General features: G+C 34.5%; 8 protein-coding genes. 1 reads left to right on the top strand and 7 read right to left on the bottom strand.

Going from position 1 to position 13,694, the window contains the following annotated elements; all coding sequences use genetic code 11:
- Positions 1 to 78 precede the first annotated feature (78 nt).
- Both aldA and recA read right to left on the bottom strand, forming a co-directional pair.
- On the bottom strand, positions 79 to 1,521 hold the full coding sequence (gene aldA / locus Q4503_RS02760) for an aldehyde dehydrogenase (protein ID WP_303601331.1): 1,443 nt from the start codon (positions 1,519 to 1,521) through the stop codon (positions 79 to 81).
- Positions 1,522 to 2,850: 1,329 nt separating this feature from the next.
- Positions 2,851 to 3,891 (bottom strand): recombinase RecA, encoded by a 1,041-nt coding sequence (gene recA, locus Q4503_RS02765; protein WP_303601332.1) that lies wholly within the window; start codon positions 3,889 to 3,891, stop codon positions 2,851 to 2,853.
- Positions 3,892 to 4,231: 340 nt separating this feature from the next.
- On the opposite strand from recA, the gene mutS reads away from it, so the two are divergent.
- The gene (mutS, locus tag Q4503_RS02770) at positions 4,232 to 6,826 is read left to right on the top strand and encodes a DNA mismatch repair protein MutS (RefSeq protein ID WP_303601333.1); all 2,595 of its coding nucleotides are present in this window, start codon (positions 4,232 to 4,234) and stop codon (positions 6,824 to 6,826) included.
- A gap of 254 nt (positions 6,827 to 7,080) precedes the next feature.
- On the opposite strand, the gene Q4503_RS02775 is transcribed toward mutS, so the two are convergent.
- The 5 genes from Q4503_RS02775 to Q4503_RS02795 all read right to left on the bottom strand — a co-directional run bounded on the left by Q4503_RS02775 (position 7,081) and on the right by Q4503_RS02795 (position 13,563).
- A complete protein-coding gene (locus tag Q4503_RS02775) occupies positions 7,081 to 7,758 on the bottom strand; it encodes a FlgO family outer membrane protein (protein WP_303601334.1) in 678 nt (225 codons plus the stop codon).
- Positions 7,759 to 7,883: 125 nt separating this feature from the next.
- Complete coding sequence (locus Q4503_RS02780) at positions 7,884 to 8,372, bottom strand: hypothetical protein (protein WP_303601335.1); 489 nt, start codon at positions 8,370 to 8,372, stop codon at positions 7,884 to 7,886.
- A gap of 60 nt (positions 8,373 to 8,432) precedes the next feature.
- Positions 8,433 to 11,813 (bottom strand): carboxypeptidase-like regulatory domain-containing protein, encoded by a 3,381-nt coding sequence (locus Q4503_RS02785; protein WP_303601336.1) that lies wholly within the window; start codon positions 11,811 to 11,813, stop codon positions 8,433 to 8,435.
- 241 nt (positions 11,814 to 12,054) lie between these two features.
- Positions 12,055 to 12,813, bottom strand: coding sequence for a hypothetical protein (locus Q4503_RS02790; protein WP_215971328.1), 759 nt, complete (start codon positions 12,811 to 12,813; stop codon positions 12,055 to 12,057).
- Positions 12,814 to 12,921: 108 nt separating this feature from the next.
- A complete protein-coding gene (locus tag Q4503_RS02795) occupies positions 12,922 to 13,563 on the bottom strand; it encodes a hypothetical protein (RefSeq protein WP_215971329.1) in 642 nt (213 codons plus the stop codon).
- Between the last annotated feature and the right edge of the window lie 131 nt (positions 13,564 to 13,694).

The following is a 13,694-nucleotide window of genomic DNA, read 5'->3' on the forward strand; positions in this document are numbered from 1 at the left end:
GTTATCACAAGTATCTAGTGAGCATAATTATGGTACTGAAAAAATTGATCATTCAATACCAAATTATGCTCTATTTACTTAGGCTTGAATGTAAACAACGTGTGTATGTGAATATTCGTATAACCCATGTTTACCATCAGCACCACCAATGCCTGACTTACGAGTGCCGGCATGAAACCCTTGCATAGCCTCAAAGTTTTCTCTATTAATATACGTTTCACCATAACTAAGCTGATTAACCGCTTGCATCGCTTTACTAATATCACGGGTATATAAAGAAGACGTTAAACCATAATCGCTTGCATTAGCGATTGTAATTGCTTCAGATAAATCACTAACGATTTGAATTGGTAATACAGGAGCAAATATTTCCTTATTCATAATTTCCATATCATTACTACAGTTTGCTAAAACTGTTGGTTTGTAATGATAACCTGCCCCAAGGTCAGCAATGTGACCACCGGTGATTACTTCTGCGCCTTGAATTTTAGCTGTTTCTACCATTTTCGCTACCTTATCAAGACCTATTTTATTAACCAATGGGCCCATATCAAGGTTGTCTTGTAATAAAGGATCGCCAAAGGTCACTTGTTCCATCGATACTTTTAACTTACTAATAAATTCATCCGCAACATTAGGTTGTACATAAACGCGTTCTGCACAGTTACACACTTGTCCAGTATTAATGACTCTTGAAGCAGTAATAGCTTTTACTGCTAAATCAATATCAGCATCATCAAGTACAATAGCGGGTGCCTTACCACCAAGTTCTAAGTTAAGCTTAGTAATATTTTGTGATGCAGTAGCCATGATTCGACTTCCTGTATCAACACTACCCGTAAAGCTGATCATATCGACTCGTTTATCACTCGTTAGTTGATGTCCAACGCCACCACCATCACCACCGACCACATTAAAAACACCTGCCGGTAAACCAGACTCTGCAACAATTTTTGCAAATTCATAACAGTTATTAGGTGTTTCTTCACTTGGCTTAATTACAATAGTATTCCCCATAATTAGTGCTGGAGCCATTTTTCTTGCTATTAAGAAAAAAGGAAAGTTCCAAGGTAGAATGCCAGCCACAACACCTAACGGCTTGCGGAATAAGAAGATATTTTCTCCAGCACGATCACTGTTTATCACCTCGCCTTCAATACGTCTTGCCCACTCGGCCATATAATCTAGATAATCTGCTGTAAAGTTAACTTCAACCTCTGCCAACGAAAGTACTTTTCCTTGCTCCTTAGTAATACATAAAGCCAACTCGGAAGCGTTCTTACGTATACCTTGAGCAATCTTATGAAGGAAGCCTGCACGTTCAATCGCTGGCCTCAAGCCCCAAGCTAATTGCGCATCTTTAGCACAGTCAAGTGCATGATTAACTTCCTGTTCATTTGATTGCGGAATAGTCGATAGCAACCTTTGATTTGAAGGGTTATAATTTTCTATTTCCGCCCCTGTTAACGCAGTAAATTGACCATTGATAAAATTTTTATAACGGGTAATAGGCTCTGACATATAAAACTCCTAATTCTATTTTTAAGCGAGATAATTGTCTGTTGATTGCATTACAATCAACAAACGATTTTTATTTACGGTAACGATTAAGCTCATTAGTTACCGTCATTATTAAATATTATTATGCAGCCAATTCTATATTCGTTAATGACTAACAAAATTTTTTGATATTTATTATTACAGTTGCTAATTAAATATATAGGTTATAGGGCAAAAGCTATGCCAAAAGAAAACAAAACAAAACAACAAGAATAAGTAGCTGATATAAAGGAATAAAATAAAAACAATTTAAATATAAATTTTCTTTTTATCTTTATATTTTCAGTAAAGAAATCTTAAAAGAAACAGTTGTCGCACTGCAGTTGTAGCAAATAATTACTCTATACCAACAAAAAATAACGCTATCAATTCGAGCTAAAGCGATTACTTAAAATGGTGACTTTATATTTAGCCGTAAAATAGACTAAGACTTGATTAATAGTATTTTAATCAATAGGTAACTGGGTATATGTAATACCAAACGGATTATTAAATTGACCAACTTAGAGCTACATTAGCGAGCTTAGAACAAACACAATGAGTTAATTATAGTCATTCTATATTTCATTCATTTTGTGCGGTTATCAGTTTGCTAATGAGCTCCCGAAAGGCGAGTTTATAAGGCTTATATGCCGCGTTATTGATTTTGACAAGGTTCCCACATGGATGTGGGTTATTAGGGTAACGCAGGAGCAGTTACCGAGAATAACCATTCTCTGCAATCAATGCCTTGCCGACATGGATGTCGGTACTTAAGTTATGTTTGGAACGTATAACTTGTGCCTCTAAGCCTTTTAATTCTCGTTAAGTGATCAATTAATTAGTCCGATTGGTATAATTAAGCTAAACAGCTAGATAAGCAGTAAATTTAACAGCAAAAGCTTTGCTACGGTCTCTAAAAACTTAGGGTGAGCATAAAGTATTAAGATTAGTATGGCTGTCTAGAAACAACCTTACATTAAGAGTAAGGATCATTATCACAGTAAAATAATCATACAAGTTACTGATGAGGTTAATGGAAAAAGCCACTTAACGGATGAATTTGAAATGGTATAAAGTTGATAATTAAACTGTTTATCACTGAAGATATCCCGTCATGAGCAATATTAGTACAATAGACCAACAGTATTACTTTCAGTATAGATAATTAAAAGCTCTTATTTTGTTAAGGCCCTAACTAAAATAGGTTATTCAATTACTTGAATAACCTATTTTATATTTGATTTCTTGTGGGAAATAGATATTTTTATAACGAAGTATCTCAAAGTAGATTTAATTTACAAAATACTCTTACTCTTCTGTTACATCTAGAGTTTCGCTTTCATCCTTTTTGGCATCAGTATTCTTACTCAATAATAGGTTTCTTAATTTAGAGTCAACATCTTTTGCCATCTCTGGGTTTTCTTCAAGATATTTAGTGGCATTAGCTTTACCTTGTCCAATACGTTCGCCATTGCAACTATACCAAGCACCTGCTTTTTCAACAAAACCATTTTTAACGCCTAAATCAATTAATTCACCTAAGCTGTTAATACCTAAACCATACAGTATTTGGAATTCAGCTTGTTTAAAAGGTGGAGCAATTTTATTTTTTACAACTTTGACACGCGTTTCATTACCAATAATTTCATCACCATTTTTAACCGCACCAATACGGCGTATATCTAATCGAACCGAGGCATAAAATTTAAGTGCATTACCACCAGTAGTTGTTTCAGGGCTACCGAACATAACACCAATTTTCATACGAATTTGGTTAATGAAGATAAGCATGGTATTAGATTTTTTCAAATTACCCGTTAACTTACGCATAGCTTGCGATAACATACGCGCTTGTAATCCCATATGTGAATCACCCATGTCACCTTCAATCTCAGCTTTAGGTGTAAGAGCAGCTACAGAGTCAACTACAATAACGTCGATAGCACCAGAGCGAGTTAACATATCAACAATTTCAAGTGCTTGCTCACCGGTATCAGGTTGTGAAATAAGTAATTCATCAATGTTAACACCAAGCTTCTCAGCATAAATAGGGTCAAGTGCATGCTCAGCATCAATAAAAGCACAAACTTTATTATTACGCTGCGCTTCAGCAATAACCTCTAAAGTTAATGTTGTTTTACCACTTGATTCTGGACCATAAACTTCAACAACTCTTCCCATAGGTAAACCACCGGCGCCTAGGGCAATATCTAGACCTAACGAACCAGTTGAAATAGTTTCTACATCCATTGTAGTATTGTCGCCAAGCTTCATTATTGAACCTTTACCAAATTGTCTTTCGATTTGGCCTAGGGCTGCTGCTAATGCTTTTTCTTTATCGTCTTTCATAATTTACTCCACTAATAACGTCTGGTACGTCGTTTTGATAGAGCAAGTATACTGTATGGTCGTACAGTATCAAGTTTTTTTATAATTTATTTTATTTAAATTAAAAAAAATAAAAACCTATACTTTTAACCTATTGATATAAAAGATTAAAAACAACATTAATAACTTTTTAATTTTTGACTTAAAAAAGTTATTAATTTGATTTACCACTGTTTACACAGTAGTTTTATAGCTAAGCTAAATTTAAAGTTTTTATAAAAATAATTCATAATTTTATTTGTTAAATATGGCATAATCCTCTTTCACCAACCTTATTGATTCTATGAGTTGCAGCATTTAAATGACCACAACAACGCAAGACCTTTCTTCACACACCCCTATGATGCGTCAATACCTAACAATAAAAGCAGAATTCCCTAATATTCTGATTTTTTATCGTATGGGTGATTTCTACGAACTATTCTTTGATGATGCAAAAAAAGCCGCTGACTTATTAGATATTTCATTGACAGCACGCGGTAAAACAGGCGGGAACGCTATTCCAATGGCAGGCGTTCCTTACCATGCGGTAGAAAATTATTTAGCTAAACTAGTTCAACTGGGAGAGTCCGTTGCTATATGTGAACAAATTGGTGACCCTGCAACAAGTAAAGGCCCAGTAGAACGTAAAGTAGTCAGAATTATAACGCCAGGTACAGTGAGTGATGAAGCGCTTTTATCTGATAGGCAAGACAACTTAATTGTTGCTATTACTGAAAATAACGCTAAGTCTAAAAAAGCTTCCGATCCAAGTTTCGGTTTAGCTTATTTAGATATGACTAGTGGCCGTTTTGTCATTACAGAGCCGCAAACAAGTGAACAATTACAGGCAGAATTACAACGCCTTTCACCTGCTGAATTACTTTACTCAGAAACGCTTTCATCACTGCAACATGTTGATCAATATAAAGGATTACGCCGACGTCCAGAATGGGAGTTTGATCTTGAAACATCAGTGGCTTTACTTAATAAACAGTTTGGAACAAAAGAGCTAACTGGGTTTGGTGTTGATGATAAATTATTAGGTTTATCTGCTGCAGGGTGTTTATTTCAATACGTGAAAGATACACAACGAACCGCATTACCACATATTCGTGCAATAATTTGCGAATCTGCGACTTCGGGTGTCGTCCTTGATGCAACAACAAGACGAAATTTAGAGCTAACACAAAACTTACAAGGTGGTGTGGATAATGCTCTGGCTGCGATATTAGATTATGCTGCTACCCCTATGGGATCTCGTTTATTAAAACGTTGGTTACATTTTCCATTGCGTGATTTAAGTATTTTATCTGATAGACAAAATGCCATTGAACAAATAATTTCAACTGACTTACATATTGATGCAAAACCCATTTTAAAAGGCTTTGGTGATATTGAACGTATTGTCTCTCGCATAGCATTAGGCTCAGCAAGACCGCGTGACTTTGCTCGATTACGTAATACCTTACAATCTTTACCCGAACTACAAAACTACTTATCAGCAAGCGCCAATACTGGTTATGTAAACACATTAGCTAAATTAATGGCACCAATCCCTAGTATTCAAGAGCTACTGGAAAAAGCACTTGTCGATAATCCACCTGTCCTTATTCGAGATGGCGGTGTTATAGCACCTGGTTATCATGAAGAACTCGATGTCTTACGTGATTTAAGTGATGGTGCGACTGAGTTTCTAGCACAATTAGAACAAAGAGAAAAAGAACGTACTGGTATCCATTCTTTAAAAGTAGGCTATAACAAAGTTCATGGGTTCTTTATTGAAATGAGTAGAACGGCGGCAAATGACGTACCTGACGATTATATACGCCGCCAAACATTAAAAAATAATGAACGTTTTATTACTGAAGAATTAAAAGAGCATGAACATAAAGTACTAAGTGCTCAAGGTAAATTTTTAGCATTAGAGAAACGCCTTTACCAAGAATTATTCGATCTCGTACTACCTGAATTAGCAAGATTACAAACACTCAGTCAAGCTATTGCTGAATTTGACGTATTAACTAACTTTGCTGAGCGTTCTATTACCCTAAATTATGTAAAACCTACCTTAGTCAATGCTACTGGAATTGAAATAGATGCAGGTCGACATCCAGTAGTGGAACAAATGACTAATAACACCTTTATTGCTAACCCAATCCTATTAACAGAACAACGTAAGATGTTAATAATTACAGGCCCTAATATGGGCGGTAAGTCAACTTATATGCGTCAAACTGCATTAATTGTGTTACTTGCGCATATTGGCTGCTTTGTTCCAGCCAATTCAGCTAAAATTGGCTTAGTTGATAGAATATTTACCCGTATCGGTGCCTCTGATGATTTAGCGAGTGGTCGCTCAACTTTTATGGTTGAAATGACTGAAACCGCTAATATTCTTCATAATGCTACCGAGAAAAGCTTAGTTTTACTTGACGAAATTGGGCGTGGCACTAGTACTTATGATGGTCTTTCTTTAGCATGGGCTTGTGCTGAAATGTTAGCGTTAAAAACAAAAGCATTTACTTTATTTGCTACCCACTATTTCGAATTAACTTTACTTGCCCAAGAAATACCAACGCTAGCCAATGTACATTTAGATGCAATGGAGCATGACGATAGCATTATTTTCATGCATGCAGTGCAAGAAGGCCCGGCAAGTAAAAGCTTTGGTTTACAAGTTGCTCAACTTGCCGGAGTTCCTAAAATGGTTATCAAACGGGCTAAGCAAAGACTGCTCGAGTTAGAGAATCAGGAAGTTGCTTCTATTTTGCCTCCACAATCAGACAATTTTCAACAATTAGCCTTGGTCGCAGATGAACACCCTGCAATAGATACTTTACGTAATACTGATGTGAATGACTTATCGCCTAAACAAGCATTAGACTTGCTATTCGACTTAAAAACAAAGCTTTAATATATTGAAAAAGACTGAACTGCTGACTTATCTTCACTAAATGAGATAAGTCAGCAATCATATTTTTGTGATGACACAGGAATGTTGAAGCTAAACTTTACAGCTTTAATAGTGCACTGTCTAATATGGTTAGCATTTTAATAAATTAGAAGATTTTTATAGTAAACGATATTTATTAAACAGCGCTCATTGAACATTGCTTATTAAACAATACTTATTTTATAGCACGGTATAATAAGGCTAATTATTTTACGTTAGTTAGTAATCTCAATCCAAGATGCTTTATCATTTTCTTTATCAGCAGACTTCTCTACTTTCATATCATCTTCTACAAGGTTATCTTTAGATAACATTTCACCTATAGCCCATCGAGGAATAAAAGTCTGAGCTGTTGCAACAACCACATGAGATATCATACCGATCATTCGAGCATTAACAATAAAACCATCTTTTTGTTCCAATAAAGTACCTGTAACTACATAATCTATAATTTGATTGTCCGGTAATTCTTTCCAATCGCGGCTAAAAACAAAATCCCCTTCACTAGTAACTCTAAAAAAACCGGTCGTTTTAAAATCTACAACAATTAAACCATGACGTTGAAATTCATATATAAAACTCTCTGATATTAAATTTCCTAGCCAGCTAGTACTTTCTAAATCATTTAAATTAACAAAAGAAGCCATGGCAATAGGTGTTTTATGACTAACAAAAACACTGTTATCTAACATTTGAAAAGCTAGGCCTTGTACAATTGCATTTAAGCTATGATTTTCTAAATTTTCACTATCAATGGGTTTATGCTTAACCACTTTTGTCTTTTCTATTTTTTCTGGCTTTTCTGTTCTAAAAGTATGATAAAAATCATTCTGTGAAAATGACGTACAGGCAGTTAATAGCCCTATCAAAAGTAAACATACGTAAAATTTCATAACAATACCTAGTAAGTAAAAGTCAAAAACATAGCACTTTCTTTATGTTTCAGGTTCAGTTCAAATAAATAATGCATAAAATGTGCCTTTAAATTAATTAACAGTAAAATAGCTTTATATAACAATTAAATCTCATTAAACTCAATACTGAAGTTTTCAGAATAAGTATTATTTGAATTTAATATACCGTTAATTCTGATCCTTCCGCCTAGGTTTATATCAATAATCCCTGATGTTTCGCTATTAATCGTTATACCGGTATCAGCGATTATTAATTTACTTTCTATATCATTCGTTACTTCACCATCAGGCACATAAATAATGCCACTGCCATTATCATTGTGTGACTTGACAGTAATGGCTATTTCAGTATGAGGGTCGGCATAAATACGGTACTTGCCTAATTGCCCTTCTTCAGAGATACAAATATTAGAGCCTATTACATTAGTGATTAATTTTGTGTCATAGGCCATGACACAACCACCAGAGATATAAATTAACGAACCAAAATTAATCCGACTCCTTTCAATAATATATGCATCAGCTTTAGTACTGCTGTGAAAAAAAGTGAAAAACAAGCAGAAAATGACTATCAGTGTTAATTTAATTTTCATAATACCTCCCTCTCCCCTTTGATATCATTGACAGTGTCAATACAGTAAAAGCCTTTACTTTTAATCACTTAATTTTTGCACATTAAAATAAGCATTATTGGATGTTACCCACCCGATTACATTATTAGTAGCCAATCGCGCTTTTGCTGTTTGATAGTCACTATAGGCTTGGCTAATTATACAGTATTTTTTCACCCCATTAATTTCCTTTTCAGCAATATATAATGGGATTGAACTATTGAACTGCTTAGCCGCAGCTAATGCATTTGCTCTATAATTGTGAGCAGCTAGCTGTATCACAAACTCTGTGCCTATAGTATCATTATTGTCAACAATTTTTTCAGGAGTTACGCTTCCATTTAAGCGAGTTAAATTATTATTTAACTCCTTCGCCTTAATCGATGATAACGTGCGAGTTAGCGCTTCTGGCAAGTGTTCTCTTTCTTGCATTTTAACTATGCTCTCAGTTCTTTCTATAGGCTTTATTGGAAGTTCATTTCGCTGCACGGGATTTATGGCTATGTAATCCCTGCGTTTGGGTGCAACAGGAAGTTTGTCAGGTTGAGAATAACGTTGTTGCACTTGAAAATTAGTACGAGCAGGTAAACTATAAATTTGTCGACTAAGCGGATCGTCTTTATCTAGCCAAACTTGTTGCCCTGAATTATTAACATTCAAGCGTAATAGTCGTAAATTTTGCGCTTTTCTTTGTCCATTACTATCTGAAAGTGTTAACTTTATATCATCAAGCTCAACAAACCCACCTTTACTACTCGTTGTAAATTCAAAACCAACATTGTTCGCAGTGAAGCCACTTTTATCTAAATACTCTGGTAGAATGGCAACTTGATAACGTCCTGGCTTAAGGTTTCTCGCTTCATAAAAGCCATCTTGATCTGTATTTACTTCTTTAACTATTTCACCAAAACTATTTTGTATATATAAAATCGCTCCTGCTAAAGGTCGATCTTCGTTTTCACTATTCGTTACATACACAAAACCTGAAATATCAGTAGTAATATAAAACGGGATATTAACATCAACATAAGCGCCCGGATGAGTATATATGACATAATCTTTCTGTAGTGTACTGGTGCCATACTCCCAACTAGCATTAAATTTAAAAGGTGTATTTGTACTTACCCCTGGCACGACTACTCTGCCATTCTCACCACTTTTTATATTTTTCCAGGCACTATTACCTGTAAAAGAAACCCCTTCTAAATCCCAGTCAGATTCATCCCTCCAACCATTTGGGTTTCTATCTAAATAACTATAGGTATTAATAGAAGCAGAGCCCGAGGATAAATCGTTCGATATTCTCATTGTCTTATTGTGATGATCATACCCAAAAAACAAATTAAATCCTAAACCAATAGTCCATTCATCTTCCGCATTATAAGTACTAGATAAATTACTCGAAAAGTAATTGTTATCCCAACTCATGTTGTAACCAAGTTGCCATTTATTATTGGTGTCAGCTAAATAATAAATACCTCGAAGGCTATGATAGAATCTATTGTTAAACCAACTTAAAGTAATATTACCACTTTGAATGATATCGCTATCATTATCGGGCTTATACTGTATACCTGCATTCAATCTTAAATTATTCGTCAGTGAACCACCAAGACCTAAGTTACCAGACCAGTCTTCAAGTAATACACGCGCATTGTTTATTTTATCTTCTTCAGTAATTGTTTCAAATTCTAGCTGTTCATAACGGTTATAATACAAAGTATTAGTCACACTGACACCACCAAATGATTTTGATAATCGTTGATTAAATTGCCAATGGTTATCTTCTTTTCCCAAAATATTATCGACAGAACTATCATCTTTAATGGTGTTATAACCGACCCCTATGCCATAGCCAAGAGAGCCTAAAGATGGAAGAGAACCGGCATAATTAGCATAAATATTGTGCCAACGGCTATCAGCTGAATTAATCCTGCTACTTCTAAAATCATCTGCTGATTGATAAACAACAGAAAAGGTATCTCTGCCATAAGCATTACCTGTAAGCGTTGATATTTGTGAATAACCTGCCTCGTTTTGTGCTGAAATTTCATTTTCAAATAAATATCCAGGCAGAACAAAAGCATTTTTTAAAGTAACAAAACTTTGTTTTTTCCCATTAAAGTTAGTCGTCGATTGAACAGCACTTAAACCAAGTAACCAATTATCACTTATGCCATAGTCAAAAGTAAAACCAGAATCCGTAAGTGAAAAATCAGTGTCGCTTTGATCATTAATAACCCTTTTAGTACGATCAACCCCATAAAAACTATAAGCCATTTGTCCTGCTGATAAAGCATTACTATCAATATTATAATAACGGGTTATTATTTTTTCTTCCCCGAAAGGACCATAAAGCTTAATTTCGTAACGATTATTACCATATTGCGTTTCGACGTCATCAAAGATCAAATTACCATCAGCAGGCACTACTTTTAGCTCAATAAACTGTCCATTACGATAAAGTTCAGCACTCCAGCCAGGAATTGCTGTTTCTTCTAACGTTATACCAACGTTCCTATTGCGATATGCTTCTGGTGCTCGCGAGAACACAGCACCTAGCCCAGATCGCGTTGATGTTGTTAAATTCCTACCTGTAGTACTAATATCACCAAAGGAATAACTATCAAAAGCATCAAAAATCATCTCATTTGGCTTGGTTTTATATCTTGAAAAGCGTACCGATCCAGTAAGATCTTGTTTGTTGGTATCAGTAATAGTGATATTTGCAGAGTGATATAAAAAATCAGAAACTGTTTGCAATGAATAATTAAGCGAAGTGTTATCATCACTATCAAGATTCAAATTACTCGAAAAGCTGCCATGAGGTATAGTAAATAAACGATATTCATCTTCAATAATGTCTTCATCAAGTAAATCAGAATAGTTAACTTTATTACCGTTGCGAGATAAAGTACGCTGTAAAGACAATTTTGCTAATTGCTGTTTAGGAAATTTATAATCGGAAGTAGTTATATGTAATTTTAGGTTGCTCTCGTTATAGCTAATTTCAACATTAAATAAATCACTGAGAGTTTTACTGTCGATAAATAAATAATAACCATCATCAAGCCAGTAACCATCAGCATTGATCTTAGTTTTATCTATTAATTCAAAACTATATAATTTGTTCTCTTTCCATACATTTAATTCTTTGCCTGTAATCGAGTTTCTTAATGTTAATACATCAAATAATGGCTGAACCGCTAAAAGTAATTTACCATCTATAGAGTAAGCATCTATCGAAGAAGATATTTGATCTTTATCTAAATAGGTATCAAGCAATAAAAATTCATCATTAATAACCAATTTATGTAATTGAGCACTAGAACTTACACTGCTCCAAGATAAAAAAATAAAAATGACAAAAAGATGACGCACTGAAAACAGTACTTCATAAGGTATTAATTTCTTTTTATTCATATTAACCCATTGTTATTAATTATTTTTTATTCAAGCCTCGTAAGTTTCATACATATATATTGATATTATAGCAAAATGATTTTACGAAGATAAAATATCCATGAATAATTCATAAAGCATTTTATATGCCATTAATTAAACAACAGTTTATTAATTAAGATTATAATTAAAGGTGGAAATCTATATCAGCAAGCAACTCTTCTAGCTAAGCAAGAATTGCTTGTATTATTGTTGTAACATTTTAATCATTATGTGTAACGGTTAAAGAGCCGCCATATTTTTCTACTTCGGTAAAACGTAGCGAAATATCACTTTCAGCAAGGTTAACAGGTACTGAAAATTCAAAATCTCGATAACTTGACTGAGTATAGATTGAAATAGACTTTAACCCGTTAACTTTTTTGCCAGTTCGCTTATTTAAAACCTCTAAGTCTCCGTAGATTGAACGATTTCCTTCCCGATTCAATCTAAAAGATACTTTTCCATTATCTAATAGCTTTACATTAGTAAAGCTTGCTTGAGCATTCAATTTAGCTGTGCGAGCAACAATAGGAACATTATGTACAAGTCGCGGAGCAACATTGACTAAATTTGGTGTCGGAGGGGAAATTTTTCCACAACTAACACTTAAGTAACTGTGATATTCAGCTTTATCTGTGTCTGCACTGCGCCTTAACGATAAGCGAATAGCTTGAGATTTACCTGCAGCAATTGAAAATCGACGTGGCGAAAATTTAACTGTTTTACTGGTATTATTACTCGGTAATGTATCGGTTAACTCTTTCCCCATTACCGCAGCATTATCAAATTCAAAATAGCGAAAAGACAAGCGGCATTCTTCAGCCGTTAAACTGCGATTTAAAACAATAAATGAAGCAACTCGATTATTATTATCAAGATAAATTCTATTACTTGTTAAACTAATAGCATTAACATTAAAAGTGGCAATCGTTAATAATATTACGATTAACACACATATATATTTTACTTTTACTAACATATAAAAACTCATTAAATACCAAACAAATACAAAACGGACAAAAAAAAGCCATGTGAATAATAACATGGCTTTTCATCGTCGTTAAATATAGTACCTTAAGATACTATCTTAATATATTGCATCAATTGTAAAGTCTTGCGAATAGTTAGTATCAGCGGTTAAATCCGTGTTAATAGTAATTTTACCACCAATCACTATACGTAATTCGCCCTCAGTAACATTAGCATCAGCACCATCTGTCGCATCAGCTAAAGCGGTAGTTGTCGGAGAGGAAACAAAGAAAGATTGACAGGTATCGCCAGCGGTAGCGCCATCATAATTACTGATACAGCCAGAATCCGGAGTATAAGTAAAGTCACTACCAGTTACTTCATTGACAGTAATTTGAACATCAGAACCAGAAATGCCTATCACTCGATAAATACCTATTTGGTTTCCAGATATACCTGCTGCAGTATCAATACAACCTGTACCTGTCACAGCACCTGCAAGGCTACCTGATACAGGTGTTCCTCGTAGAATAGCAGCGTCCGCATCATTTATAGTTGTCCCAGATGCATCCATTGAACATGTACCACCATTGGCTGAAAACATTGTTGCGCCGAAACTTAGCGCTTGTACTTGTTGAATCTCAACATCAGAAATTGTTCTAAAACTAACCGGAAAATCAACACTTTGTGCATTAACCGTTGTTGCAATAAAAGAAATTGCAGTAAACACCAGTGATTTTGATAATAATTTATTGTTCATAGTTTTCCCTTTTATAGAGTGGATGCCGCCTGTGATAAGTTTAGACGAATATCTTCAATTATAGTATCGGCTTAAAATAAAATAACTTGAGCAAAATAAACAATTAATTGTTATTTATTTCTACAGTAAAA

This window comes from Colwellia sp. 6_MG-2023 (assembly GCF_030547765.1).
Classification (GTDB): domain Bacteria; phylum Pseudomonadota; class Gammaproteobacteria; order Enterobacterales; family Alteromonadaceae; genus Colwellia.

Coding starts and splice junctions, on each gene's coding strand:
- Q4503_RS02790 (WP_215971328.1), bottom strand. CDS start 12,813: ATGTTAGTAAAAGTAAAATATATATGTGTGTTAATCGTAATATTATTA.
- Q4503_RS02775 (WP_303601334.1), bottom strand. CDS start 7,758: ATGAAATTTTACGTATGTTTACTTTTGATAGGGCTATTAACTGCCTGT.
- Q4503_RS02795 (WP_215971329.1), bottom strand. CDS start 13,563: ATGAACAATAAATTATTATCAAAATCACTGGTGTTTACTGCAATTTCT.
- Q4503_RS02780 (WP_303601335.1), bottom strand. CDS start 8,372: ATGAAAATTAAATTAACACTGATAGTCATTTTCTGCTTGTTTTTCACT.
- recA (WP_303601332.1), bottom strand. CDS start 3,891: ATGAAAGACGATAAAGAAAAAGCATTAGCAGCAGCCCTAGGCCAAATC.
- mutS (WP_303601333.1), top strand. CDS start 4,232: ATGACCACAACAACGCAAGACCTTTCTTCACACACCCCTATGATGCGT.
- Q4503_RS02785 (WP_303601336.1), bottom strand. CDS start 11,813: ATGAATAAAAAGAAATTAATACCTTATGAAGTACTGTTTTCAGTGCGT.
- aldA (WP_303601331.1), bottom strand. CDS start 1,521: ATGTCAGAGCCTATTACCCGTTATAAAAATTTTATCAATGGTCAATTT.